27 protein-coding genes are annotated in these 25,150 nt (G+C 72.7%); 18 read left to right on the top strand and 9 right to left on the bottom strand.

All coding sequences use genetic code 11. The features are described 5' to 3' along the window. Nucleotides 1-25 precede the first annotated feature (25 nt). The 8 genes from ABTX60_RS08005 (at nucleotide 26) to ABTX60_RS07970 (ending at nucleotide 8,728) form a co-directional block, all read left to right on the top strand. Nucleotides 26-889, top strand: coding sequence for an alpha/beta hydrolase (locus ABTX60_RS08005; RefSeq protein WP_352096227.1), 864 nt, complete (start codon nucleotides 26-28; stop codon nucleotides 887-889). Between the two features lie 187 nt (nucleotides 890-1,076). Beyond that, the gene (locus ABTX60_RS08000) at nucleotides 1,077-2,105 is read left to right on the top strand and encodes an alpha/beta hydrolase (RefSeq protein WP_352096226.1); all 1,029 of its coding nucleotides are present in this window, start codon (nucleotides 1,077-1,079) and stop codon (nucleotides 2,103-2,105) included. Beyond that, on the top strand, nucleotides 2,098-3,306 hold the full coding sequence (locus ABTX60_RS07995; protein WP_352096225.1) for an acyltransferase family protein: 1,209 nt from the start codon (nucleotides 2,098-2,100) through the stop codon (nucleotides 3,304-3,306). Before ABTX60_RS08000 ends, ABTX60_RS07995 begins: the two co-directional genes overlap by 8 nt. Beyond that, nucleotides 3,299-4,675, top strand: coding sequence for a sensor histidine kinase (locus ABTX60_RS07990; RefSeq protein ID WP_352096224.1), 1,377 nt, complete (start codon nucleotides 3,299-3,301; stop codon nucleotides 4,673-4,675). Before ABTX60_RS07995 ends, ABTX60_RS07990 begins: the two co-directional genes overlap by 8 nt. Continuing rightward, nucleotides 4,672-5,355 carry a response regulator gene (locus ABTX60_RS07985; RefSeq protein ID WP_352096223.1) on the top strand — a complete coding sequence of 228 codons (684 nt, stop codon included), beginning with the start codon at nucleotides 4,672-4,674 and terminating at the stop codon, nucleotides 5,353-5,355. The genes ABTX60_RS07990 and ABTX60_RS07985 overlap by 4 nt, the downstream gene beginning before the upstream one ends. A gap of 99 nt (nucleotides 5,356-5,454) precedes the next feature. Next, nucleotides 5,455-6,795, top strand: a complete 1,341-nt coding sequence (locus ABTX60_RS07980) for a sensor histidine kinase (protein ID WP_352096222.1) — start codon at nucleotides 5,455-5,457, stop codon at nucleotides 6,793-6,795. Further along, on the top strand, nucleotides 6,792-7,457 hold the full coding sequence (locus ABTX60_RS07975; protein ID WP_352096221.1) for a response regulator: 666 nt from the start codon (nucleotides 6,792-6,794) through the stop codon (nucleotides 7,455-7,457). Before ABTX60_RS07980 ends, ABTX60_RS07975 begins: the two co-directional genes overlap by 4 nt. 53 nt (nucleotides 7,458-7,510) lie before the next feature. Continuing rightward, entirely contained in the window at nucleotides 7,511-8,728 is a 1,218-nt protein-coding gene (locus ABTX60_RS07970) for a cytochrome P450 (RefSeq protein WP_352096220.1), read from the top strand. Here the strand turns inward: ABTX60_RS07970 and ABTX60_RS07965 are convergent. Genes ABTX60_RS07965 through ABTX60_RS07955 form a run of 3 tightly spaced genes read right to left on the bottom strand, consistent with a single transcriptional unit; the run spans nucleotide 8,712 to nucleotide 11,500 of the window. Continuing rightward, nucleotides 8,712-8,936 (bottom strand): hypothetical protein, encoded by a 225-nt coding sequence (locus ABTX60_RS07965; protein ID WP_037820309.1) that lies wholly within the window; start codon nucleotides 8,934-8,936, stop codon nucleotides 8,712-8,714. The genes ABTX60_RS07970 and ABTX60_RS07965 overlap by 17 nt on opposite strands. A 45-nt stretch (nucleotides 8,937-8,981) precedes the next feature. Then, nucleotides 8,982-10,580: an ABC transporter permease gene (locus ABTX60_RS07960; protein WP_352096219.1), complete on the bottom strand. Its 1,599-nt coding sequence runs from the start codon at nucleotides 10,578-10,580 to the stop codon at nucleotides 8,982-8,984. Continuing rightward, the gene (locus ABTX60_RS07955) at nucleotides 10,577-11,500 is read right to left on the bottom strand and encodes an ABC transporter ATP-binding protein (RefSeq protein WP_352096218.1); all 924 of its coding nucleotides are present in this window, start codon (nucleotides 11,498-11,500) and stop codon (nucleotides 10,577-10,579) included. The genes ABTX60_RS07960 and ABTX60_RS07955 overlap by 4 nt, the downstream gene beginning before the upstream one ends. A 74-nt stretch (nucleotides 11,501-11,574) precedes the next feature. On the opposite strand from ABTX60_RS07955, the gene ABTX60_RS07950 reads away from it, so the two are divergent. Further along, entirely contained in the window at nucleotides 11,575-12,072 is a 498-nt protein-coding gene (locus tag ABTX60_RS07950; protein WP_352096217.1) for a GbsR/MarR family transcriptional regulator, read from the top strand. Between the two features lie 53 nt (nucleotides 12,073-12,125). Then, nucleotides 12,126-12,725, top strand: a complete 600-nt coding sequence (locus tag ABTX60_RS07945; RefSeq protein WP_352096216.1) for a Uma2 family endonuclease — start codon at nucleotides 12,126-12,128, stop codon at nucleotides 12,723-12,725. A gap of 1 nt (nucleotide 12,726) precedes the next feature. Here ABTX60_RS07945 and ABTX60_RS07940 read toward each other — a convergent pair whose 3' ends face one another. Continuing rightward, nucleotides 12,727-13,608: a diacylglycerol kinase family protein gene (locus tag ABTX60_RS07940; RefSeq protein ID WP_352096215.1), complete on the bottom strand. Its 882-nt coding sequence runs from the start codon at nucleotides 13,606-13,608 to the stop codon at nucleotides 12,727-12,729. Nucleotides 13,609-13,793: 185 nt separating this feature from the next. Here ABTX60_RS07940 and ABTX60_RS07935 point away from each other — a divergent pair, with 185 nt between their 5' ends. Together ABTX60_RS07935 and ABTX60_RS07930 are read left to right on the top strand one after the other, a co-directional pair. Continuing rightward, the gene (locus ABTX60_RS07935) at nucleotides 13,794-15,077 is read left to right on the top strand and encodes an adenylosuccinate synthase (protein ID WP_352096214.1); all 1,284 of its coding nucleotides are present in this window, start codon (nucleotides 13,794-13,796) and stop codon (nucleotides 15,075-15,077) included. Nucleotides 15,078-15,212: 135 nt separating this feature from the next. Then, nucleotides 15,213-15,506: a hypothetical protein gene (locus ABTX60_RS07930; protein ID WP_352096213.1), complete on the top strand. Its 294-nt coding sequence runs from the start codon at nucleotides 15,213-15,215 to the stop codon at nucleotides 15,504-15,506. Nucleotides 15,507-15,515: 9 nt separating this feature from the next. Here the strand turns inward: ABTX60_RS07930 and ABTX60_RS07925 are convergent, their stop codons facing one another. From ABTX60_RS07925 to ABTX60_RS07915, 3 genes are all read right to left on the bottom strand, one after another. Then, on the bottom strand, nucleotides 15,516-16,166 hold the full coding sequence (locus ABTX60_RS07925) for a putative DNA-mimic protein (protein ID WP_352096212.1): 651 nt from the start codon (nucleotides 16,164-16,166) through the stop codon (nucleotides 15,516-15,518). Between the two features lie 121 nt (nucleotides 16,167-16,287). Next, nucleotides 16,288-16,989, bottom strand: coding sequence for a GntR family transcriptional regulator (locus tag ABTX60_RS07920; protein ID WP_352096211.1), 702 nt, complete (start codon nucleotides 16,987-16,989; stop codon nucleotides 16,288-16,290). Between the two features lie 142 nt (nucleotides 16,990-17,131). Beyond that, entirely contained in the window at nucleotides 17,132-18,487 is a 1,356-nt protein-coding gene (locus ABTX60_RS07915; protein WP_352096210.1) for an aspartate aminotransferase family protein, read from the bottom strand. Nucleotides 18,488-18,655: 168 nt separating this feature from the next. Here ABTX60_RS07915 and ABTX60_RS07910 point away from each other — a divergent pair, with 168 nt between their 5' ends. From ABTX60_RS07910 to ABTX60_RS07900, 3 genes are all read left to right on the top strand, one after another. Then, nucleotides 18,656-19,261 (top strand): DJ-1/PfpI family protein, encoded by a 606-nt coding sequence (locus tag ABTX60_RS07910; protein ID WP_352096209.1) that lies wholly within the window; start codon nucleotides 18,656-18,658, stop codon nucleotides 19,259-19,261. Beyond that, on the top strand, nucleotides 19,258-19,716 hold the full coding sequence (locus ABTX60_RS07905) for a MarR family winged helix-turn-helix transcriptional regulator (protein ID WP_352096208.1): 459 nt from the start codon (nucleotides 19,258-19,260) through the stop codon (nucleotides 19,714-19,716). The genes ABTX60_RS07910 and ABTX60_RS07905 overlap by 4 nt, the downstream gene beginning before the upstream one ends. A gap of 80 nt (nucleotides 19,717-19,796) precedes the next feature. Next, nucleotides 19,797-21,821, top strand: coding sequence for a serine/threonine-protein kinase (locus ABTX60_RS07900; protein WP_352096207.1), 2,025 nt, complete (start codon nucleotides 19,797-19,799; stop codon nucleotides 21,819-21,821). A gap of 148 nt (nucleotides 21,822-21,969) precedes the next feature. Here ABTX60_RS07900 and ABTX60_RS07895 read toward each other — a convergent pair whose 3' ends face one another. Further along, entirely contained in the window at nucleotides 21,970-22,725 is a 756-nt protein-coding gene (locus tag ABTX60_RS07895) for an SLATT domain-containing protein (RefSeq protein ID WP_352096206.1), read from the bottom strand. Between the two features lie 275 nt (nucleotides 22,726-23,000). Here ABTX60_RS07895 and ABTX60_RS07890 point away from each other — a divergent pair, with 275 nt between their 5' ends. The 3 genes from ABTX60_RS07890 to ABTX60_RS07880 all read left to right on the top strand — a co-directional run bounded on the left by ABTX60_RS07890 (nucleotide 23,001) and on the right by ABTX60_RS07880 (nucleotide 24,706). Further along, nucleotides 23,001-23,360, top strand: a complete 360-nt coding sequence (locus ABTX60_RS07890; protein ID WP_344461247.1) for a YbaB/EbfC family nucleoid-associated protein — start codon at nucleotides 23,001-23,003, stop codon at nucleotides 23,358-23,360. 94 nt (nucleotides 23,361-23,454) lie between these two features. Then, nucleotides 23,455-24,054: a recombination mediator RecR gene (recR, locus tag ABTX60_RS07885; protein WP_352096205.1), complete on the top strand. Its 600-nt coding sequence runs from the start codon at nucleotides 23,455-23,457 to the stop codon at nucleotides 24,052-24,054. Beyond that, entirely contained in the window at nucleotides 24,047-24,706 is a 660-nt protein-coding gene (locus ABTX60_RS07880) for a DUF5063 domain-containing protein (protein ID WP_352096204.1), read from the top strand. Before recR ends, ABTX60_RS07880 begins: the two co-directional genes overlap by 8 nt. A gap of 16 nt (nucleotides 24,707-24,722) precedes the next feature. Here ABTX60_RS07880 and ABTX60_RS07875 read toward each other — a convergent pair whose 3' ends face one another. After that, nucleotides 24,723-25,124 (bottom strand): hypothetical protein, encoded by a 402-nt coding sequence (locus tag ABTX60_RS07875; protein ID WP_352096203.1) that lies wholly within the window; start codon nucleotides 25,122-25,124, stop codon nucleotides 24,723-24,725. Nucleotides 25,125-25,150 lie beyond the last annotated feature (26 nt).

The raw sequence follows: 25,150 nt of genomic DNA, 5'->3' as shown, positions 1-25,150 counted from the left end.
CGGGACATCGCTGGAGGGTTGGAGCATGACGGACGACGTCGCAGCAGCACGGGCCGCTGCCGAGGAGGAGTCTGCCTTCTCCCACGCGCCCGTCGACCCCGACGCCACCGCGGCCTACGGCGACCACCCGGACCAGGTGATCGACTTCTACGCACCGCGCCGGGCGGGCGGCCCGGGGCCGGCTCCGGTCGTCGTCGTGCTGCACGGCGGGGCCTGGCGGGCGCCGTACGACCGGCGTCACATCAGCCCCTTCGCGGACTTCCTCGCCCGTCGCGGCTTCGCCGTGGCCAACGTCGAGTACCGGCGCGGCGGCGACGGCGACTCCGTCGCGGGCCGCTGGCCCGACACCTTCGACGACGTCGCCGCCGCCCTGGACGCCCTTCCCGCGCTGGTCCGGGAGATGCTGCCGCAGGCCGACCCGCGCCGTACGGTCCTCACCGGCCACTCGGCGGGCGGGCACCTCGCCCTGTGGGGCGCCGCCCGGCACGTCCTGCCGCCCGGCTCGCCCTGGCGCAGCGGCAGCCCGGTGTCGCTGCGCGGCGTCGTCGCCCTCGCCCCGATCGCGGACCTCGCGATCGCCGACAAGCTGGACGTGTGCGGCGGCGCTGCACGCCAACTCCTGGGCGGGGACGAGCACTTCGCCGAGCGGCAGCCATACGCGGACCCGGCGCTGCTGCTGCCCACCGGGATCGCCACCACCCTCGTCCAGGGCCGTGCGGATCAGGACGTGCCGCAGGCGGTCGCCGAGTCGTACGCGGAAGCGGCGGCCAAGGCCGGGGAGATGGTGGGCGTGACGCTGCTGGAGGACGTGGGGCACTTCCCGCTGATCGACCCGGCGGCGGACGCGTGCGCGGTCGTCGTGGAGGAGATCGCGCAGCTGGCCTGGTGAGCACCGCCGCGCGGCCTTCGCCGACGACGCCCTTGGCGGGCCCGTAGGAGCAGGCCCCGGTCATACCCGTAGTACCTGAGAGCTACGCCGCAGGTGAGTTCCCGGGCGGGACGCGGTCGAGGTCGCCCGCTCCGTAACTTCCCTTTCACGCAGACCCGATGGCCGGGTGCGCTGGAGGGGGACGACCATGGGGTCCGCACCGAAGTACCGCCGTGGTGGCGGCCGTGCCGGCGGCAGACGCCGCGTCGGCGGAGGGCACCGCGCCGGCCGATGGTGCCGCGCCACGCTCGCCGCCCTCGTCACGGGTGCGGTGGTGCTCCCCCTCTCCGCGGCCGTACGGCCGCAGACCCCGGCCCCGGCCCCCGCCCGGCTCGCACCGCTGCGCGCGTCGACGCTCGGCGAGGCCTACGCGGCCAACCGGGCCAACGCCGCCGAGGCGGCCCGCATGGCGGCAGCCGATCACGACCGGGACCGCGCCGCCACGGACCGTCACCTGGCCTCTCCGGAATACCACTTGCTGCACTTCGACGGCCGCGGCTCCGGCCGGGTGACGGAGGTCCTCGGCGACCTCGCCCGGGCCGACCGCATCGCCGTCCTGGTCCCCGGCTCCGACACGAGCCTCGACACCTACGGCCGGTTCCACGCGGCGGCCGCCGCCCTGCACCGGCAGCTCGCCCGGCAGGCCCCGGCGGGCACGCACACAGCGGTCGTGGCCTGGCTGGGCTACGAGACGCCGGGGACGGTCAGCGCGACGGTCACCACGACCGGCAGGGCGGAGCAGGCGGCCCCCCGTCTGCGGGCGCTCGTCGCCGACCTGCGGACCGTCGCGGGCCCCGGACCGCGCATCTCGCTGCTGTGCCACTCGTACGGCTCGGTCGTCTGCGGCCGATCCGCCGCCGGGCTCGCCGTCGACGACATCGCGCTCGTCGGCAGCCCCGGCACCGGCGCGGACACCGCCGCCGGACTGCACACCCGGGCCCGGGTCTGGGCGGCCCGCGGCGGTGACGACTGGGTGGAGCACGTACCGCACCTCAGCGTGGACCTGTTCGGCACCAGCGTCGGCTTCGGCACCGACCCCGTCACCCCGGCGTTCGGCGCCCGGGTGTTCACGGCGGGCGACGCAGGCCACAGCACGTACTTCGAGCCCGGCTCGACCTCCCTGACCAACCTGGCCCGGATCGTCCTGGGCGAGACCAAGGCGGTGACCCATGACTGACATCGGCGTACGCGCCGTCCGGCAGGCAGCACGCCGAGGCGCCGACCGCGTCGGCGCGGCCACCCCGCCCGGTCGTGACCGGGCCGTGGACGCCCTGCGGGCCGCCGCCGTCCTCGGTGTCGTCCTCGGGCACTGGCTCGTCACGGCCCTGGTGTCCGACGGCCGTACGCTGCGCACGGCGAGCCCGCTGCAGCACATGCCGTGGCTGGCCCCCGTCTCCTGGACGTTCCAGACACTCGCCGTGTTCTTCCTGGTAGGCGGCCATGTCGCCACCCGCAGCCATGCCTCGGCCCGGGCCCGTGGAGTCCCGTACCGCTCGTGGCTGACGGCCCGGCTGTCCCGGTTGTTCAAGCCGGTCGCCGCCGTCCTCGGTCTGTGGACGGTCGCCGCCGTCGCGCTGCTGCTGTCGGGCACCGAGTACGGCACGGTCCGCACGCTGGTGAAGCTCGCCCTGTCCCCCCTGTGGTTCCTCGTGGTGTTCGCCGGCCTGACGGCGGCCACCCCGCTGCTCGCCCGGCTCAACCCGCTCTGGCCGCTGGCCGTCGTGCTGCACGTGGACCTTGTGCGCTTCGGCCTCGGCGGCCCCGCCTGGCTCGGCTGGGTGAACGTGGCGGCCGGCTGGATGGTGCCCTACACCCTGGGCGCGGCCTGGGCCCGGGGCGAGCTGGAGCGCCGCCGCGCGGGCTGGATATTGCTCGTGGGCGGTGCGGCGGCGACCGCGGGACTCGTCGCGTGGGCCGGCTATCCGGCCTCGATGGTCGGAGTCCCGGGCCAGGCCATGTCCAACCTGTATCCGCCGACCCTGGCCGTCGTCACGTTCGGCCTGGCCCAGTGCGGTGGCGCCCTGCTGCTGCGCGATCGGCTGCGGCACGCGATGCGCCGGCCCGTGGCGTGGGCGGCGGTGGCGGTCGTCAACCTCTTCGCGATGACCGTCTTCCTGTGGCACCAGACGGCCCTGATGGCCACCACGGCCACCGGCCTCCTCGTCGGCCGGCTTCCGGGGCTGCACACCCGGCCCGACGACCTCGGCTGGGTCGGGGCCCGGCTGCTCTGGCTGCCCGTGTTCGCGCTGGCCCTCGCGGTCTGCTGGGCCGCCTTCCGCTCTTTCGAGCGAGGCGGCGGCCGGGGCCGCAGGTCGCGGGTGGTGCGGGCGCACCGTCCGTCCGACCGGGGCTCGGCGGCGAAGGCGCGCCATGTCTAGGCTGGGCCGTGTGACGGACACGGGGGTGGGCCGCGCGCTGCGGGCGCGCGTCGGGGGCTGGCTGCGGATGCTGCGCCAGGACCTGTGGACCGTCCGGGTGGACCCGCTGCCGCCGTCCACGTGGCTGCGCTGGCTGCCGCACGGGCTGGTGTGCCTGGCCGCCTTCGGCATCACGCTCGGCGACGCCGCCCAGCTCAACGACAACGGGCATCTGGACGCCGTGTACGCCTTTCTGCTCGCGCTTGGGCACGGTGTCGCGGTGCTCCTCGCGATGTGGCGGCCGGTTCCTGCCTGGTGGCTGTCCACGGCCGTCACCGCGGTGACCGCCGTCTCGGTGTACGCCCGGATGGAGCCGGAGTACTCGTTCACCTGGCCGTGGACCGCGGCCGGGATCATCGCCCAGCTGCTCGTCATGCTGTTGCTGGCCCTGCGGGTGCCCACCCGGGTCTCCGCGGAGGCCCTCGCCGTGACCGTGCTGGTCACCCTGCTCCTTGAGGAAGGGGCGGACTCCGGCACGCGGTACCAGTCCACCGGCGTGCTCGCACTCTCCCTGTTCACCGTCGTCGTGATACTCGGCACCGCCCTGCGCGGCCGACGCGAGGCCCGCGCGCAACTCGTCGAGCAGACCACCCTCACCGCCGAGGAACGCACCCGGCGCACCCTGCTGGAGGAGCGCAGCCGCATCGCGCGGGAGCTGCACGACGTCGTCGCCCACCACATGTCGGTCATCTCCATCCAGGCGCAGGTCGCCCCGCACCTGGTGGAGAACCCGCCCGACGAGCTCAGGGAGAACCTCGCGGGCATCCGGCAGAACGCCCTGGAGGCCCTGACCGAACTGCGCCGCGTGCTGGGCGTGCTGCGCTCGGAGCATCCCGGGCCGGGGGAGCCGTTCGCCGACGCGGGCGACGAGAGCACACCGCACGCCCCGCAGCCCACGCTCGACCGGCTCGACGCGCTGGTGGAGAACACCCGGGCCGTCGGCCGCGAGGTCGTCACCGACATCACCGGCGAGCGGCGCCCGCTGCCGCCCGGCGTGGAGCTGTCGGCGTACAGGATCGTGCAGGAGGCGCTGAGCAACGCCCTGCGGCACGCGCCCGGCGCGAGGATCACGGTCCGTCTCGCCTACGAGCCGGACGGCCTGGAGGTGGAGATCGTCAACGGCCGCCCGACCGGGCCGCCCCCGCCGTCGACCGGCGCGGGACACGGACTGCTCGGCATGCGGGAGCGGGTCGCGATGCTCGGCGGCACCATGACGGCCCACCCCTGGCACTGGGACGGCTTCAAGGTCACCGCCTTCCTCCCGGACACCCCGCCCGCCGGCACCCCGGGCACCCACCCACCCACCGCACCCCGGAGAAGGACCTCATGACGAGCGGCACCGGCGAACCCATCCGGGTTCTGATCGTCGACGACCAGGCGATGGTCCGGCAGGGCTTCACCGTGCTGCTCGGCGTCCAGCCCGACATGGAGGTCGTCGGCGACGCGAAGAACGGTGAGGACGGCGTCGCCCTGGCCGCCGAGCTCGCCCCGGACGTCGTCCTGATGGACATCCGCATGCCCGGCATCGGCGGCATCGTGGCGACCGAACGCATCACCGCCGCCCACCCGGACATCAGGGTGCTGGTCCTGACCACCTTCGACCTCGACGAGTACGTGTACGACGCGCTGCGTGCCGGAGCCTCCGGGTTCCTGCTGAAGGACGCCTCGTCCGAGCAGCTCGCCGAGGCGGTCCGGGTGGTCGCGGCCGGGGAGGCACTGCTCGCCCCGGTCATCACCCGCAAACTGATCGCCGAGTTCTCCCGGCTCGACGGCAAGCCCCGCGCCCCGCTGAAGGAACGCGTCGGCGATCTGACCGAGCGGGAGACGGAGGTGCTCTCGCTGATCGCGCAGGGCCTGTCGAACGCGGAGATCGCCCGGCACCTGTTCGTGGCCGAGCAGACCGTGAAGACCCACGTCGGCAGGATCCTGGTGAAGCTGGGCCTCAGGGACCGGACGCAGGCGGCGGTGTTCGCCTACGAGTCGGGTCTGGTGCGGCCGGCGGGGTACTGAGGGGCGGCGCGGCGACTCCCCGTAGTACCTGAGGGGGACCCTGTGGAACCCCTCTCACTGGGGACGACCGGGGCCCGTGGCGCGCTTACCGTTCTGTACGTGACCGAGACGACTCACACACAGACGATGCCGCCGGGGGACGGGGCCGGGCCCCGCAGCCCGGAGTACCGGGTGGCGGTGGACTCCCTGCGCGGACTGCGCCAGGACCTCCTCCACGACGCCTTCGCCTACCGGCCGCTGCCGGGCCGGCGCACGGACGGGTGGTTCGCCCGGCGGCTGCCGGGGCGGCTGCGGGAGTACGTGACCTGGACGCCGCACGCCCTGATCGTCGCGGCGGCCCTGATCGCCACGGCTTTCGCCACCGTCGACTCCGGTGGGCCCGCCGCGCTGATGGGCCTGTTCTGCGCGGTCCCGGTGCTGCTGACCATGGTGCGGCCGGTGGGGGCGTTCTGGGCGTCCATGCTGTCCACCCCGCTCGTGGCCGTGCTCGGCAGCCGCTGGTTCGAGTGGCCGTGGGCGGCCGGCAGCTTCGTCAGCCATCTGACCGTGCTGACGGTGGTGGCGATACGCACCAGGCCCCGCACGGCCGGGTGGATGTGGGTGCTGACGGCGCTGTACGCCATCGTCGCGGACAGCGGCATCGGCCCGAACGACGTGTACGGCAGCAACACCGGCGCCATGCTGATCCTCTCGGCGCTGATCCTGCTCAGCGTCACCGTCTGGCACATCCGCCGCAACGCCGAGCAGGAAGTCACCGCCCAGCAGACGGTCACCGCGCACGAGCGCTCCCGCCGCACCCTGCTGGAGGAGCGCACGACCATCGCCCGCGAGCTGCACGACGTGGTCGCGCACCACATGTCGGTGGTGGCCATCCAGGCGGAGGCCGCGCCCTACCGGGTGGACAACCCGCCGCCGGAGCTGGAGAAGGCGTTCGCCACGATCCGGGAGAACGCGGTGGCGGCCCTGACCGAACTGCGCCGCGTCCTGGGCGTCGTCCGCGCCGAGGACTACGAGGCCCCGGACGCCCCGCAGCCCACGCTCGCCGACCTGGACGGGCTGCTGGCCAACGTGCGGGAGGCCGGGCTGGGCGTCGACAAGGTGGTGACCGGCGCGGTGCGCGAGCTGCCGCAGGGCGTGGAGCTGTCGGCGTACCGGATCGTGCAGGAGGCGCTGAGCAACTCCCTGCGGCACGCGCCGGGCGCGACCGCCCGGGTGGAGATCGGGTACGTGCTCGGCGGCCTGGGCCTGCGCATCGTCAACGGCCCGCCGCCGAACCCGAGCCTGATCAAGCCCTCGCCCGGTGCGGGGCACGGCATCACGGGCATGCGGGAGCGGGTGTCGATGCTGGACGGAGAGATGACGGCGGGCCGTACGGACGAGGGAGGCTATGAGGTGGCGGTGTTCCTGCCGGTCGCCCTGCCGGACGAGGGCGACTCATGACCATCCGGGTGTTGATCGCGGACGACCAGATGATGGTGCGCGAGGGCTTCTCGGTCCTGCTGAACGCGATGCCGGACATCGAGGTCGTCGGCGAGGCGGTGAACGGCCGGGAAGCCGTCGCCAAGGTCCGCGAGCTCGCCCCGGACGTGGTGCTCATGGACATCCGCATGCCCGAGCTGAACGGCATCGAGGCGACCCGCGAGATCGTCGCCGCCGACGGCGCGGCCAAGGTGCTGGTACTCACCACCTTCGACCTCGACGAGTACGTGTACCAGGCGCTGCGCGCGGGAGCCTCCGGCTTCCTCCTCAAGGACGCCTCGGCCCGCCAGCTCGCCGACGGGGTGCGTGTCGTGGCCTCGGGGGAGGCGCTGCTCGCGCCGTCGGTGACCAGGCGGCTGATCACCGAGTTCTCCAAGCTCTCCGAGAAGCCGGCGCTGATGCCCTCCGCGCAGGCGGCCTACGGGGATCTCACCGACCGGGAGACGGAGGTGCTGGTGCTCATCGCGCAGGGCCTGTCGAACTCGGAGATCGCGGAGCGGCTGGTGGTCGCCGAGTCGACGATCAAGACCCACGTCAGCCGGATCCTGGTGAAGCTGGGCCTCAGGGACCGGACACAGGCGGCGGTGTTCGCGTACGAGGCACGGCTGGTGACGCCGGGGTGACAGGGGGCTGCCGCCCCTGGTCAGAGTGGGGGGTGGCGGGCTAGCGTCCGTTCATGGCAGCTGTCTCCGACCTCGGGTTCGACCCGTGGGACCCGGCGTTCCTCGCCGACCCGTACCCCGCTTACGCCGACCTGCGGGCCCAGGGCCGCGTGCGGTACTTCGAGCCCACGAACCAGTGGCTCGTCGCGCACCACGCGGACGTCTCGGCCCTGTTGCGCGACCGGCGGCTCGGGCGGACGTACCAGCACCGGTTCACGCACGAGGACTTCGGCCGCACGGCGCCCCCGCCGGAGCACGAGCCGTTCCACACGCTGAACGACCACGGGATGCTCGACCTGGAGCCGCCGGACCACACCCGGATCCGCCGCCTGGTGTCGAAGGCGTTCACCCCGCGCACGGTGGAGCGGCTCAAGCCGTATGTGCGGGGCCTGGCCGACGACCTGGTGTCCGACCTGGTCGCGGCGGGCGGCGGCGACCTGCTGAAGGACGTCGCCGAGCCCCTCCCGGTCGCGGTGATCGCCGAGATGCTCGGCATCCCGGAGTCCGACCGGGGCCCGCTGCGCCCCTGGTCGGCGGACATCTGCGGGATGTACGAGCTGAACCCCTCCGAGGACGCCGCGGCCCGGGCCGTCCGCGCGTCCGTCGAGTTCTCCGACTACCTGCGCGAGCTGATCGCGGCGCGCCGCAAGGAGCCCGGCGACGACCTCGTCTCCGGGCTCATCGAGGCCCATGACGAGGGCGACCGCCTCACCGAGCAGGAGATGATCTCCACCTGCGTCCTGCTGCTCAACGCCGGTCACGAGGCCACGGTGAACGCCACGGTCAACGGCTGGTACGCGCTGTTCCGCAACGAGGATCAGCTGGAGCAGCTGCGCGCGGACCACACGCTGATCCCCTCCGCGATCGAGGAGCTGATGCGCTACGACACACCGCTGCAGCTGTTCGAACGCTGGGTCCTGGACGAGATCGAGATCGACGGCACGACGATTCCCCGGGGCGCGGAGATCGCGATGCTGTTCGGCTCCGCGAACCACGACCCCGAGGTGTTCCGCGATCCGTCCGCCCTCGACCTGACCCGCACCGACAACCCCCACATCTCCTTCAGCGCCGGCATCCACTACTGCATCGGCGCACCGCTGGCCCGTATCGAACTGGCGGCGTCGATGGGGGCGCTGCTGGAGATGGCGCCGACCCTGCGGCTCGCGGCGGAGCCGGTGCGCAAGCCGAACTTCGTGATCAGGGGGCTGGAGGGGCTCAGCGTCGTGGTCTGAGCCGCCGGAGCAGGGCCCAGGCCGCCAGGGCGGCGGCGGCCCCGCCGAGGACCGCCAGCGGCAGTTCGGCGTAGAGCACGCTCCAGTCCGGGGCCGCCTCGAACCGCCGGAACCGCCCCCGGACACCGACGGCCCACACCGCGAGTCCCGCGCCCGCCCCGAGCGCGGTGGTCAGACATCCCGCTGCAGCCTGCGTACGTTGTCCCATGCCCGGCATGGACGTACGCGGGCCGCTGCCAGTTCCGGCCGCTGCTCAGGTCGACATGTCGCGGCGGCGCAATCCCGCCAGGCCCGCGGCCACCAGCACCACCGCCACCCCGGTCAGCACGGACACCGGACCCCACTCCAGGGACCCGCCCGGCAGCTTCGGCAGGTGCCCGAACGGTGAGACGTCCAGCACCGCCTGCGGTACGTCCAGCGCGGGCCCGACCCAGCCGATCAGCAGCACCGCCCCGGCGACTCCCCACGCCGCCATGGCCGCCCGGGGCAGGGCCCCGTGCAGCAGCACCGCCACCCCGCCGACCACCCACACCGCGGGAAGCTGCGCCAGGCACGCCCCCAGGACCGGGCCGGTCTGCCGGCCGTGGCCGACGGCGAAGCCCAGCCCGGCCAGCAGCATGATCAGGGCGGCGCCGCCGAAGGCGATCACCAGATGCCCGGCGGCCCACCGCAGCCGCCCCACCGCGTTCGCCAGCACCGGTTCCGCCCGGCCGGAGGTCTCCTCGCCGTGCAGACGCAGCACCGAGGAAACGACGTAGAGCGCGGCGACCAGGCCGAGCATGCCGATCATGGAGGCGAGGAACGCGTCCGTGAGGCCGGACTGTCCGCCCATCCGCTCGATGATCCGCCGGGCGTTGTCGTTGTCGCCCACCAGATCCGCCGCGCCCTCGGCCAAACCGCCGTAGACGACGCCGGCGAGGAAGAATCCGATGCTCCAGCCCAGCACACCGCCCCGCTGCAACCGCCAGGCCAGGGCCCCCGCGCTGTCCAGGCCGCCGGACGCGGGGCCGGGGCGGGTCGGCAGGAAGCTCATGCCGAGGTCCCGGCGCCCGGCCAGGGCGTAGGCGGCCCCTGCCTGGAGGGTCACCGCCCCGGCGAAGAGCGCGAGCACCCACCAGCGTTCGCCGGCGTAGGGCCGCAGGTTCTCCAGCCAGCCCAGCGGCGAAAGCCAGGTCAGAACCGACGAGCCGTCGTCCGTCCCCGAGTCGCCCGCCGCGCGCAGCACGAAGGCGACTCCGAGCGAAGCCGCCGTCAGGCCGCGGGCCAGCCGCGCGCTCTCCGTGAGCTGCGCGACGATCGCGGCCATGGTGGCGAAGACCATCCCGACCCCGGCGATCCCGAGCCCGAGGGCCAGGGCCCCGGCCGTGCCCTGTCCGGCCAGACCCACCGCCACCAGCAGCGCCAGTACGGCGTTCGTGACCGCCGCCGCCAGCAGGGCCGCCGTCGGGGAGGCCCGGCGGCCCACCATCCCCGACGCCACCAGCTCCTGACGGCCGCTCTCCTCCTCGTCCCGGGTGTGCCGCACGACGACCAGCAGGCTCATCACGGCGGCCAGGGCACCGGCGTAGATGCCGACCCGCCAGGCCGTCAGTGCGCCCAGGGAGTCGCCGAAGACCGGTCCGACCATCGCCCGCAGCGAGGAGTTGGTCTCCATCTGCCGGACGAGGCCCGCGCGATCGGCGGGGGTGCCGTACAAACCCTCCAGGGTGCCCGGCATGGACAGGACCATCAGCGCGTTCACCGCGATCCACACCGGGATCAGCAGCCGGTCGCGGCGCAGGGCGAAACGCAGCAGCGTGCCGGTGCCGGCCAGGTGGCGTGAGCTGCCCGGTCGTACCGCGAACGCCGTCATCGGGCCACCGCCCGGTCCGTCTCGGCCGTCTCGGCCGCCTGGTCCTGGTAGTGCCGCAGGAACAGCTCCTCCAGCGTGGGCGGTGTCGACGTCAGCGACCGCACGCCCGACTCGGTCAGCGACCGCAGGACGGCGTCCAGCCGGTCGGTGTCGACCTGGAGCCGGACGCGGTGCCCCCGCACCTCCAGATCGTGGACGCCCGGCAGCGCCGACAGTCCGTCGGCCGGGCCCGCGAGCTCGGCGACGAGGCTGGTGCGGGTCAGGTGGCGCAGGTCGGCGAGTGAACCGCTCTCGACCGTACGGCCGCCCCGGATGATGCTCACCCGGTCGCACAGCTTCTCGACCTCGCTGAGGATGTGGGAGGAGAGCAGGACCGTACGGCCCCGGTCGCGCTCCTCCTCGACGCAAGCCTGGAAGACCTCCTCCATCAGCGGGTCCAGGCCCGAGGTCGGTTCGTCCAGGATCAGCAGGTCCACGTCCGAGGCGAACGCGGCGACCAGGGCGACCTTCTGCCGGTTGCCCTTGGAGTAGGTGCGGCCCTTCTTGGTGGGGTCGAGTTCGAAGCGCTCGACCAGTTCCGCGCGGCGCCTCGCGTCGAGCCCGCCGCGCAGCCGGCCGTAGAGGTCGATGACCTCGCCGCCGGACAGATTGCGCCACAGCGTCACGTCCCCGGGGACGTAGGCGATCCGGCGGTGCACCTCCACCGCGTCCGTCCACGGGTCGCGGCCGAGCACCTGCGCGGCGCCCGAGTCGGCGCGCAGCAGGCCGAGCAGGACTCGGATGGCGGTGGACTTCCCGGCGCCGTTGGGTCCGAGGAAGCCGTGCACCTCGCCTGTGGCGACTTCCAGGTCGAGCCCGTCGAGAGCATGCGTCCGTCCGAAGGACTTGTGCAGCCCGGAGACGGTGATGGCCTTCGTCATGCTTCAGAACGTACGCTTCTTTCAGAAATTTGTGAAGTTAAGGAACGGTGTGAAGCGCGGATAGGATGAGTCCCATGAACGGATCAGCCCGAAGCGGCCGGGACCCGCAGGCGGTGTCGAGGTTCGTGGAGTCCTTCGCGGCACAGCTCGTCGAGGCGGGAATGACGCGCATGCCCGCCCGGGTCTTCGCCGCGCTGCTGTCCTCCGACGAGGGCTCGATGACCTCCGCCGAGCTGGGGGAACAGCTGCGGATCAGCCCCGCGGCGGTGTCCGGGGCGGTGCGCTACCTGGCCCAGACGCACATGGTCTCGCGCGAGCGGGAACCGGGCTCGCGCCGGGAACGCTACCGGGTGCACGGCGACCAGTGGTACGAGGCCCTGACCAACCGCGAGAACGTCATGAAGCGCTGGGAGGGTGCCCTGCGAGAAGGCGTCACCAGCCTCGGCGCCGACACCCCGGCCGGCCGCCGCCTGGGCGAGACGCTCGCGTTCTTCGAGTTCCTCGAGGGGGAACTCGCCGCGCTGATGGAGCGCTGGCGGGCCCACCGGGAGAAGACATTCGGCCCGGAGTGATCACCTGACTACACTGGGTGGCGGATGGCTCGCATCCAAGGGGAGGGCGCATCATGACACTCATGGCAGAGCGACCGGTGATCAGCGGCACCGAGCCCCGAGGCGACTTCGAGGAGCTCCTGGGCCTCCTCGACGAGCTGAACGTGCCCAACGGCTACAAGGCCGAGATCGTCAGAGGGAGCATCGTCGTGTCGCCGTGGTCGAAGGGGTACTACCGCCGCGTCATGCGGCTGGTGTGCAGCCAACTGGAGCCGCATCTCCCCGAAGAGCATGTGATCGAGCGTTCGCCGTTCCTCTACGTCTTCCCGGAGCACCAGCGGGCCTTCGGGCCGGACATCCACGCGGCGCATGAGCGTGTCTTCGAGACCACGAGCACCCACCTCGACGGCGAAGCCCTGTCCCTCGTCGCCGAGCTGACTTCCCCCTCCACCCGTTCCGACGACCTGACCGACAAGGTCGGCGTCTACGCCAAGGCCGGCGTCCCCGTCTACCTGATCCTCGACATGCAGGAGCGGCAGGCGGTCGTCTACGGGTCCCCGTCGGGGAAGGGGTACGAGCTGCGCCTCTCCAAGCCCTTCGGTGAGAAGCTCGACATCCCGGAGCCGTTCGGCTGCACCCTCGACACCGCCGGATTCCTGCCCCCCGGTGGCTGATTCACGGCCCCGCCGGCACCGTCAACCCCCACGCGCCCTCCCGCACCACCCATGTCCGGGTCCGCACCGGCCCCGACACCACCGTGTCCGCGCGGTAGCGGAAGTGCGCCCCGGACACCGTCACCGTCCGGCCCTGTGCCAGCAGCGGTGAGGCCTCCGCGCCCACCGACACCGGTCTGACCTCCACCGACGCGACCCCCGCCGCGGCCGGTGCCACCGACACCGCCTCCACCGGCTGGTCCAGATCGACGAGGGTCTCCCCGTCCACCTCGACCCGCAGCCGGGACGGCCCAGGCTCGGGCGCGGTGGCGAGGCGGGAGGGGCGGCCCGCCGGAACCAGGCTCCGCACCAGGTACTGGCAGGTCCGCAGCCAGGGCCGGCCCGGCACGTCGTCCGGATCCGGCGCGGCCTCCGTGGCCGCCCCGGCCGGTGCGGGCCGCAGCGGCGGTATGCGCAAGGTGCCGAGCACCACCCCGTCGCTGTCGTCGACCATCAGGTCCATGCGCCGCTCGACCCCGTCGAGCACCGCACGCGCCGCCGCCACCGTCCCCGTGGGTATCCCCAGCGACCGGGCCAGGGACAGCGCGCCCCCGACCGGCACCACCGACAGCGGGCATCCGGCCAGCTCCCGGTGACGGTGCAGCAGCGCCACCGCGCGGAGCAGGGTCCGGTCGTCGCCCACCACCACCGGTCGCCGCGAGCCCCGCCGGGCCAGCGCCCGGGCGAACTCCTCAGGCCCGTCCGGCAGGCACAGCTTCATGCCCGCACCCGCGCCGAGCACGTCTTTCGCGATCCGTACGGACTCGCCGTCCGACCTACGGGCGACCGGGTCGACCACCACCAACAGCTGCTCGGACGTCGCGGAAGTCGCCACCTCGGCCATGCCTCGCTTCCTCGGGTAGCATCTTTGTGCAAGAGCCCCTTGCGCTATTGCGCCAGGGGCTTCGTCTATTCCGGGGCATCCGGTCCGACGGTTGGCGGCCAACGGCGGTCGCGGTGCACGCGGCTGCCATTCTCCGCGTTCGCCCTCGACCATGGACATGCCCCGCCCGGAAGGGGTGTACGCGCGTGCCCGCACTTGTGCTGCTCGGTGCTCAGTGGGGTGACGAAGGCAAGGGAAAGGCCACCGACCTTCTCGGTGGCTCCGTGGATTATGTGGTGCGCTACCAGGGCGGCAACAACGCCGGCCACACGGTGGTCGTCGGTGACCAGAAGTACGCACTGCACCTCCTCCCTTCCGGAATCCTGTCTCCCGGCTGCACGCCGGTCATCGGTAACGGTGTCGTCGTCGACCCGTCGGTCCTGCTCTCCGAGCTGAGCGGTCTGAACGAGCGTGGCGTCGACACGTCCAAGCTCCTCCTCAGCGGAAACGCGCACATCATCACGCCCTACAACGTGACGATGGACAAGGTGACCGAGCGCTTCCTCGGCAAGCGGAAGATCGGCACCACCGGGCGCGGCATCGGCCCGACCTACGCCGACAAGATCAACCGCGTCGGCATCCGCGTGCAGGACCTGTACGACGAGTCGATCCTCACGCAGAAGGTCGAGGCGGCCCTCGACGTCAAGAACCAGGTCCTCACCAAGCTCTTCAACCGGCGCGCGATCGCCGTGGAGCAGGTGGTCGAGGAGCTGCTGGCCTACGCCGACAAGCTCGCGCCGTACGTCTCCGACACCGTCCTGGTGCTCAACCAGGCGCTGGAGGACGACAAGGTCGTCCTGTTCGAGGGCGGCCAGGGCACGCTCCTCGACATCGACCACGGCACCTATCCCTTCGTCACCTCGTCGAACCCGACCGCGGGCGGCGCCTGCACCGGTGCCGGCGTGGGCCCGACGAAGATCAGCCGGGTCATCGGCATCCTCAAGGCGTACACGACCCGTGTCGGCGCCGGTCCGTTCCCGACCGAGCTGTTCGACGAGGACGGCGAGGCGCTGCGCCGGATCGGCGGCGAGCGCGGTGTCACCACCGGCCGTGACCGTCGCTGCGGCTGGTTCGACGCGGTCATCGCCCGCTACGCGACCCGCGTGAACGGCCTGACCGACTTCTTCCTCACCAAGCTCGACGTCCTCACCGGCTGGGAGCAGATCCCGGTCTGCGTGGCGTACGAGATCGACGGCAAGCGCGTCGAGGAGCTGCCGTACTCGCAGACCGACTTCCACCACGCGAAGCCGGTCTACGAGATGCTGCCGGGCTGGAGCGAGGACATCTCCAAGGCGAAGTCCTTCTCCGACCTGCCGAAGAACGCCCAGGCGTACGTGAAGGCGCTGGAGGAGATGTCCGGCGCCCCGATCTCCGCGATCGGAGTGGGCCCGGGCCGGGACGAGACGATCGAGATCAACTCGTTCCTCTGACAGGCCCCGACCTCCGCCGGCCGCCCCTCGTGCACACGGGGGGCGGCCGGCGTTCTGTCGCCGGGAGACTTCCCGGGAACGGGCATACGCTGAAGCCATACCCCCCATGCGCGTCGGCCGGAGAAGGTGAGTGCGATGCGCGTACTGCTCAAAGCGTCCATGGACACGGAGAAGGCCAACGAGGCCATCCGGAACGGCACCCTGGGGAAGCTGATCCAGGAGTCGATGGAGCAGATCAAGCCCGAAGCGGCGTACTTCACCACCGACCACGGCAAGCGCACCGCCTATGTGGTCTTCGACATGCAGGACAGCTGGCAGATGCCGGTCATCAGCGAGCTCTTCTTCCTCCAGCTGGACGCGGAGATCTCCTACACACCGGTGATGAACATGGAGGACGTGCAGAAGGGCCTCTCCCAGCTGGGACGGTGATCCGCAGACTCAGCTGAAGACGATCATCGACCCCTGGGCCAGACTGCGGGTCACGGCCGCGTGCAGTCCGAGCCAGACGTGCCGCTCACGGGCGAACGGGCTCGGATCGTACGGGGCGGGAACGGCGGGTTCCTCCAGCTCCGTCGGGGCGAGCGGCGGCTGGGGGGCCGCCGGCGGGTTGGCCGGGTCGATCCCGATGGCCGGGGCGACCACCTCCAGCTCCCGCAGCAGGGCGTGCGAGGAGCCCAGCGGGCCCCCTCCGGCGAGGAGGTCCTCGTCGGCGAGCGGCCCGGGGAAGTCGACGGGGACGTAGGCGCCCGCGTGGTCGTAGTGCCAGACCAGGTGCGACTGCTGGGCCGTCGACTCGAACATCTCCAGCAGCTGCTCGTAGTCGCCGCCCAGCTCGTCCACCGGCGTCACCGGCAGGCCGCACACCTGGAGCAGATAGGCGCGGCGCAGGAAGTGCAGCGCGTCGTAGTCGAAGCCCGCGACCGGGGCGACCTCGCCGGACAGACCCGGCATGTACTGGTACACCGGCACCGGTGGCAGACCGGCCTCGGCGAGCACCTTGTTGTATTGCGCGAGTTCCTCGGCGAAGGGATTGTCCGGCGTGTGGCACAACACGTCGACGAGCGGTACCAGCCACAGGTCACAGGCCAAAGAAGGCTCCTCGCTCAGCGCGGTCGTCGGGTAGCACGGTGGTCAAGAAGGGTAGCGGTGCGCCGCGGTCACGGCGCCCGCCGTGCATGTCCCATACCCATACGGACAGCCGCGACGCGGGTCATCCGGTGGCGAGCCGCTCGATCAGGGTGAGCGAGTGCGTGTTGTACGCGGCGATGATCGCCCGGGCGGCGTCGTTGTCGCGGTCGATCAGGGCGTCGACCAGCTGGGTGTGACCGGCCCACAGTTCGCCGCGCAGATCGGTGAGCCGGCGCAGGTGCTGCACCGCGCAGACCCAGGTCTGCACGCGCAGCCGGTTCAGGAAGTCGGCGAGGTAGGGGTTGCCGAAGCAGGCGCCGAGCTCGCGCCAGAAGCGCAGGTCGTATCCGATGAGGACGCTGAGATCACCGGCCGCGGCCGCCCGCTGCGCTTCCTCGCCGCGCCTGCGGACCCCGGCGACCAGGGCGGCGGACCGGGGATCGTCGGGCCGCACCGCGCCCGGGCGCCCCTCCGTCAGCGCGAGGAACATGCCCTCGATGACCAGCCCGCGCGCCTCGATCATGCCGCGGAAGTCGTCGACCGAGTACTCGTGGACCCGGAAGCCGCGGTGCTGGTCGGCGTCGAGGAGCCCCTGCGCGGAGAGGTCGACGAGCGCCTCGCGCACCGGCGTCGCGGACACCCCGTACTGCTCGGCGATCTCCTTGACCGTGAACTCCTGCCCCGGCTGGAGCCGCCCGGCCAGCACCTCGTCACGAAGCGCGGCGGCGATCTGCTGTCGCAGGGTGCTGCGCGTCACGGCGCCGTTGCCGGAGCTGGCGGGCATGGTCAGGGCGTCTCCCTCGTCGCGTTCGGGTGGCGTGCGCGTATATGTATGTCTACGAGCACGCCACCTTACGCGTTCGAATGAGGCGCGAGGATGTCGGTTACTGACGGGTTTACAGGTGTTTACCGTGGGTGCCCGGTGTCTACCGGGTGTGCTCGTCCGCCACCGAGAGAGCCGCGTCCAGCACCGCCAGGCCCTCCTTGAGCTCGGCCTCGCTGATGTTGCAGGGCGGCACGACGTGCGTCCGGTTCATGTTCACGAAGGGCCACAGCCCGCCCTTCTTCGCGGCGGCGGCGAAGGCGGCCATGGGGGCGTTCGCCTCACCGGCCGCGTTGTACGGCACCAGCGGCTCCCGCGTCTCGCGGTCGCGCACCAGCTCCAGCGCCCAGAACATGCCGGTGCCGCGCACCTCCCCGACGCTCGGGTGCCGCTCGGCGAGCGCCCGCAGCTCCGGTCCGACGATGTCCGCGCCGAGCCGGGCCGCGTTCTCGACGACGCCCTCCTCCGCCATGACGTTGATCGTCGCCACCGCCGCCGCGCACGCCAGCGGGTGCCCGGAGTACGTCAGACCGCCGGGGTAGGGCCGCTTCCCGAACGTCTCCGCTATCGCGCCGGAGATCGCGACACCGCCCAGCGGCACGTAGCCGCTGTTCACGCCCTTGGCGAAGGTCAGCAGGTCGGGGGTGACGCCGAACAGGTCCGCGGCGAACCATTCGCCGGTCCGGCCGAAGCCGGCCATGACCTCGTCCAGGACGAAGACGATCCCGTACGTGTCGCACAGCTCGCGCACGCCCGCGAGGTAGCCGGGCGGCGGGACCATGATCCCGGCCGTGCCGGGGATCGTCTCCAGGATGATCGCCGCGATCGTCGAGGGTCCCTCGAAGCGGATCGTCGTCTCCAGGTGCTCCAGCGCCCGCGCGCACTCCTGCTCCTCGGTCTCCGCGTAGAAGCGGGAGCGGTACGGGTAGGGCGCCCAGAAGTGCACGACCCCGGCCGTGCCGCTGTCGGAGGCCCAGCGGCGCGGGTCGCCGGTGATGTTCACGGCCTGCTGGGTGCCGCCGTGGTACGAGCGGTACGCCGAGAGCACCTTCGGGCGGCCGGTGTGCAGACGGGCCATCCGGATGGCGTGCTCGACGGCGTCGGCGCCGCCGTTGGTGAAGAAGATCTTGTCCAGGTCGCCCGGGGTCCGCTCGGCGATCAGCCGGGCCGCCTCCGAGCGCGCCTCGATCGCGAAGGCCGGGGCGAAGGTCGTCATCTTCGCCGCCTGCTCCTGGATCGCGGCGACGATCTTCGGGTGCTGGTAGCCGACGTTCGTGTAGACGAGCCCGCTGGAGAAGTCGAGGTAGCGGCGGCCGTCGTAGTCCCAGAAGTACGACCCCTCGGCACCGGCGACGGCGAGCGGGTCGATGAGCTCCTGAGCGGACCAGGAGTGGAACACGTGGTCACGGTCGGCGGCCTTGACGGCGGCGCCGGCTTCGGGGTTCGGCTGAGGGGTCATGCGGGCGAGCGTAGGCACGGTCGGCGGGGGCGGGAAATCGGCGTCGTGTGTGAGGTCTGGGGGTTTCCGCGACAGGTTGTCGACGGGAAGGTGTCACGCGAGGGACCTATTGACAACCTGCTGTCTATTCGACAGCATGTTGTCATACAGGGAAGCCGAGGAGGAGCCATGAGCCGCAAGCCCGTCCATCTCGCCGTCTACGACACCCTCGCCGACTGGGAGACCGGCCACGCCACCGCCCACCTCGCCCGCGCCGGCCACGAGATCCGCACCGTCGGCCCGTCTGCGGACCCCGTGCGGAGCACCGGCGGACTGCGCATCCAGCCCGACCTGGCCCTGGCGGACCTGCGCCCCGAGGACAGCGCGCTGCTGATCCTCCCGGGCGCCGACCTCTGGGACACCTCGGACGACCTCGCCCCCTTCGCCCGCACGGCCCGGGCCTTCCTCGACGCGGGCGTCCCGGTCGCCGCGATCTGCGGCGCCACCGCCGGACTGGCCCGCGAGGGCCTGCTCGACGACCGCGACCACACCAGCGCGATCTCCTTCTACCTGGCCGCGACCGGCTACGCGGGCGGCGGACGCTACGTCGACACCGACGCCGTCACAGACGCCGGACTGGTCACCGCGGGCCCGACCGAGCCCGTCGCCTTCGCCCGGGAGATCCTCCGGCTGCTCGGCGTCCACGACGGCGAGGTGCTGGACGCCTGGTACCGGCTGTTCCACGACTCCGACGCGGCGGCCTACGGGGTGCTGGAGAAGGCCGGGGCGCTGTGAGCCGGGAACGTCAGGACCTGCTCAGCGGCAGCGCCCTCGGGGTGTTCCGGCTCAACGGCCAGTTCCTCGCCGTCGCGGAGGAACTGGCCCGGCCGGCCGGCCTCACCGCCGCCTGGTGGCAGGTGCTCGGCGCGGTCCTCGGGGAGCCGCTGCCCGTCTCCGGCATCGCCCGCGCCATGGGCATCACACGGCAGAGTGTCCAGCGCATCGCCGACCTGCTCGTCGGCAAGGGGCTCGCCGAGTACCGGCCGAACCCCGCGCACCGCCGCGCCAAGCTCCTCGCGCCGACCGAGGAGGGGCGGGCGGCGATCGCCCGGATCGACCCCGGGCACGCGGCGTTCGCGGACCGGCTGGCGGAGGCGTTCGGGGAGGAGGAGCTGGCGGAGGCGGTGCGGATGCTGGAACGGCTGTCGAAGGTGCTTGACCAGGTGGGTCCGCCTGTTACGGAACCGTAGGGGTTGTCCAGGCCGCCCCGCCCCGGCCCCGCACTATTCTCGGTCTGTTGCTCACGTGTGGGGGGAAAGGCGGCTGAGCGATGGAGAAGCTGGGGCCGGGGGATCCGCAGCACATCGGTTCGTACCGGTTGTTGGCGCGGCTCGGTGCGGGGGGTATGGGGCACGTGTACCTGGCCCGCTCCGGGCGGGGCCGTACGGTCGCCGTGAAGCTGGTCCGTGAGGAGCTCGCCGCGCAGGAGGAGTTCCGGGAGCGGTTCCGGCAGGAGGTGCGGGCCGCGCGCAGGGTCGGCGGGTACTGGACGGCGCCGGTGCTGGACGCCGACACCGAGGCGGCCGTGCCGTGGGTGGCCACCGGGTACGTAGCCGGGCCGAGCCTGCAGCAGGTCGTCGGGCACGACCACGGGGCCCTGCCCGAGCGGTCGGTCCGCATCCTCGCGGCCGGGCTCGCGCACGCGCTCAAGGACATCCACGCGGCCGGCATCGTCCACCGCGACCTCAAGCCGTCCAACGTGCTGGTCACCATCGACGGCCCGCGCGTCATCGACTTCGGCATCGCCCGCGCCCTGGAGACCGTGACGGACGGCGGGCTCACGCGCACCGGCGCGCTCGTCGGGTCGCCCGGCTTCATGGCGCCCGAGCAGGTGCGGGGCGACCGCATCACCCCGGCGTGCGACGTGTTCTGCCTCGGCTCGGTCCTCGCCTACGCCGCCACCGGCGCCCTGCCCTTCGGCAGCGCCAACAGCGGCGTGCACGCCCTGATGTTCCGCATCGCCCAGGAGGAACCCGACCTGGAGGGCGTCCCGGAGGGCATCGCCGACCTCGTCCGGGACTGCCTGCGCAAGGACCCCGCCGCCCGGCCCTCCCTCGACCGCGTCCTGCAGCGCACGGGCGCGGACGACACCGTCTCCGACGGCCGCGCCCTCGACCCCTGGCTGCCGAGCGCCCTGGTGGCCCAACTGGGGCGGCACGCGGTGCGGTTGCTGGAGACGGAGGATCCGGAGGGCGATGCGGGGCAGGCCCGGCCCGCCGCCGAAGGGGCGCCGGGCGGTGGCACGGGCGGCTCCGCCGCGCGTCCGGCTCCCACCGGCCCGCAGCCGGAGAGCGGCGCCGCGAAGCAGCCGGGTCCGGTCCCCGCGGGCGAGTCCGACCCCGGGCCGACCCCCGAACACGCCCCCGCCGCCGACGAGTCGGCACCGCGCCCGGCGCTGCCCCCGGCCCCCGCGGCAGCGCCCGCGGTGACCCCCGGCCCGCCCCCGCCGGGCCTGCCGGCCCCGCAGGGCGACGGGCCGTCGGTGAACCATCTGCCCACCATGGCCGCGTCCCAGCGGCCCCCGGGCCCGGGCGCCCCGCCCCACCCGCAGCCCCAGCCGCCCCCGTACCCGGCGTACGGCTACCCCCGGCAGCACCCCCAGCCCGGCGCCCCGGGCGTGGCCCCGCCGCACCCCGCCTACGGGGGCCTCGGCTCCACCCCGCCGTACGGCCCGCCGCCCTACGGCACGACCCCGCCGTACGGCCCCCCGCAGCCCCAGCCGCCGCGGGGGGAGGGCCGTTCCACCGCGCTGCTCGTGGTGATCGCCCTGGTCGTCGCGCTCGCCGCGGGCGGGTCGGTGTACGCCCTGATGCAGGGCGGCGGCGACGACCGGGCCGACGACGGCCGCGGCGGCACGCAGAGCACGGGCCCGGCCCCGACCACCCCGGGCCCGTCCCCGACGACCTCACAGCCGGACACCTCGCCCTCCCCGGCGGACGGCACGATCCCGTCCGGATACCTCGGCACCTGGACCACGACCATCGACAACGCCGACGGCGAGCACAGCCGTTCGCTCACCCTCCAGCAGGGCGATCCGGGCGGCACGGTCCTGTCCCTCGTGGCCGACGGCCCGACCAAGGGCGGCGGCACCTACCACTGCGTCTTCGAAGGGCGATTGACCGCGGAACCCGGCACCGACGGCGCGCTGCAGATCGGCCCCACCACCGTCAAGGTCGGGCAGCCGCGCACCGCCTGCACCCCGGGTGCGGCCACCGAGGTGACCCTCCTCCCGAACGGCACGCTGGAGCGCGTGAACACGAGCAGCGGGGAACGGCTGACGTACACCAAGCGGTGACCGATGCCGAGCCGGGGACGACCTCGCGGACGTTCTCGGTCAGCTTGTCGGTGGCCGAACGGCCGGTGAACTCCCTTCGCCCGCCGCAGCGTCGGACCTCAGGCACCTTCGGGCCGGCGGCAACGGGAGCGGCCCGAGCCGATGCCGCTCACCTCGGCTCGGGCGGGCGCTGGCGGGGCATGTTCGGCCGCGTCCCGCCGTGCGGGGGCACCGTGAACCGCCCGTTCACCCCCACCTCGGCCCCGCGTCCCGGCGCCGGGAACACCACCGCCTGCAACCCCGCCGGCGCGGCGATCCCCGCACGGAAGTCCCCCATCCAGTCCGCCGTCTCCACCCGGACCAGCTCCGTCAGGTCCTCGGAGAACCTCCGCAGCACTCCGAGGCACCGCTCGGCGGCCTCCCCGGCCGTCCCCTCCGCGGGGCCCAGCACCTCCCGCACGCTCTCCGCCGCCCAGTCGAACTGCAGAGCCTGCAACCGCCGCTGCACGGCCTGCGCGGTGGCCACGTCCCGCATCCACCCCGACGTCACCCCGAAGTACCGGTCGGCGGCCACGCACGCCGCCCCCAGCAGCAGCGCCAGACACCCCCAGGGCGCGATCCCGCCCGCGACCCCGGTCAGATCCAGCAGTGGCAGCGCGACCCCGGTGACCGCCCCCGCCGCGGCACCGCAGCGCAGCACCCGCGCGCACCGCCGCTTCCACACCCGGTCGGCGAGATACCAGGCCGCCGTCCGCAGCGCCCCGCGCTCCACCCACCGGTACAGCTCGTCCAGCCGGACCGCCGGCTCGCCCCAGTCCCCGAGCGGGAAGACCCGCCCGGTCAGATCGCCCGGCCGCAGCCCGGCCGCCTGCTCGCCCCACCCGTCCTGAGGCGGCCCCTCGGGCTGCATCTCCGGCTGACCCACCCGGCACTCCTCACTGACCACGAATGACCACGTACGGTTCACTCACCGATCACGCTGCGCGATGGACGAAACCCGTATCCGGAACGCGCCCGACTCTTCCTACCTCCCAATGGGTGGCGAAGGCGTAGCTTTCGCCTCTTTTCCGCCCGGAAGTATTCCTTGATCAGGTATAGGGCGCGAGGGGGACTCACTCGAAAGAGTGCTGGGGCGACGGCAGCCCCGACCACGTAGGCTCGTGCCGAACGGGAAAACCCGTACCGAGCAAGGAGCTGATCGTGATCCCCGGTGGTGGCCAGCCCAATATGCAGCAGCTGCTCCAGCAGGCCCAGAAGATGCAACAGGACCTGGCGCAGGCGCAGGAGGAACTGGCGCAGACGGAGGTCGACGGGCAGGCGGGCGGCGGTCTGGTGACGGCCACCGTCACCGGCGCCGGCGAACTGCGCGCGCTGAAGATCGACCCGAAGGCGGTGGATCCGGAGGCCGCGTCCGCCGAGGAGACGGCGGAGACGCTCGCCGACCTGGTCGTGGCGGCCGTCCAGGCGGCCAACGAGAACGCGCAGACGCTCCAGCAGCAGAAGCTTGGCCCGCTCGCGCAGGGCCTGGGCGGCGGCGGCATTCCCGGCCTGCCGTTCTGACCCGGCGCACCGCCTTCCTCGGACAGGCGGCAGACAACTACGGTACGTACGGGACGGTACGCACCGACTCCGAAGACCCAGGAAGGGCAGTCCGTTGTACGAAGGCGTGGTCCAGGACCTGATCGACGAGCTGGGACGGCTGCCCGGCGTCGGTCCGAAGAGCGCCCAGCGGATCGCCTTCCACATCCTGCAGGCCGAGCCGACGGACGTACGGCGTCTCGCACAGGCCCTGATGGAGGTCAAGGCGAAGGTCCGCTTCTGCGCGACCTGCGGCAACGTCGCACAGGAGGAGCTGTGCAACATCTGCCGCGACACCCGCCGCGACCCGGCCGTCATCTGTGTGGTCGAGGAGCCGAAGGACGTCGTGGCGATCGAGCGCACGCGTGAGTTCCGGGGCCGCTACCACGTCCTGGGCGGCGCGATCAGCCCGATCGACGGGGTGGGCCCCGACGACCTGCGCATCAGGGAGCTCCTGACGCGGCTCGCCGACGGCACAGTCACCGAGCTGATCCTCGCCACGGACCCGAACCTGGAGGGCGAGGCGACGGCGACGTACCTCGCCCGCATGATCAAGCCCATGGGCCTGAAGGTCACCCGCCTGGCCAGCGGCCTCCCGGTGGGTGGGGACCTGGAATACGCGGACGAGGTCACCCTCGGACGCGCCTTCGAGGGGAGACGACTCCTAGATGTCTGACGCCACGCTGCACGCGACCGACCAGAACCCGGACGACTTCGCGGTCCAGATCGCGGACCAGATCGAGAGCTTCCTGGTCGCCGTCACGGAGGTCGCCAAGGGCGACGAGCCGGAATCGGCCGTGCCCTTCCTCCTCCTGGAGGTCTCCCAGCTCCTCCTGGCCGGCGGCCGCCTCGGCGCGCACGAGGACATCGTGCCCGACGAGCGCTACGAACCCGACACGGGCCCCGAGGGGGACGTCGACGAGCTCCGCGAGAACCTGGCCCGCCTGCTGGACCCGATCGACGTCTACTCCGAGGTCTTCGACCCGTACGAGCCCCGCAAGGCCCCGGTGCCGGCCCGTATCTCCGACGACCTCACGGACGTCATCACGGACCTGCGCCACGGCATGTCCCACTACCGGGCGGGCCGCACCACGGAGGCCCTGTGGTGGTGGCAGTTCTCCTACTTCTCCAACTGGGGCTCCACCGCCTCGGCGAGCCTGCGGGCCCTGCAGTCGGTCCTCGCCCACGTCCGCCTCAACCAGCCCCTCGCCGAACTCGACGGCCTGGACACGGACCAGGGCATGGGCGACGACACGCTGGAGATCGAGGCGGGCCGGGTGATGGCGGAGGAGATCGCCGGGCCGCTGGGCATCCGCCCGGCCACGTAGTCGCCTCCGGTTCCCCTCACCTGCCCACGGCGGCGGCCAGGGCTTCCCCGCCGACGTAGGGGGCGGTCGGCGTCGGCTCGCTGTACCACCTGAGCGGCCAGGTGTTTCCCTCGAGGGCCGGGATCCCGATGTAGGTGACCGTGACCGTACGCGGGTCCCGGCCGCCCAACTGCTGCACGCCGAACGGCCAGTCGCGCCTCCGTACCGCCCCGGGGGCGAGCAGGAAGTACACCCACCGCGGCCCGCTCGCCTCGCACACGATCGGCCCCGCGTTCCCGTCCGACACCTCGACCAGCCACTCGGCGACCAGCTCCCCCCGCACGCCCTCGACCCGCACCGCGTCGAAGTGCACACCCGCCACGTGGAGTTGATGACCTGCCGCCGGAACCCACTCAGGGCGGTGAATCGCGTTCGTCATGGCCACACTCTGATGCCCGCTCGGCT

The organism is Streptomyces sp. NPDC126510 (assembly GCF_040302345.1).
Lineage (GTDB): Bacteria > Actinomycetota > Actinomycetes > Streptomycetales > Streptomycetaceae > Streptomyces.
The sequence above is the reverse complement of the archived record's forward strand: the minus strand, read 5'-3'. Positions and strand labels throughout refer to the sequence as shown.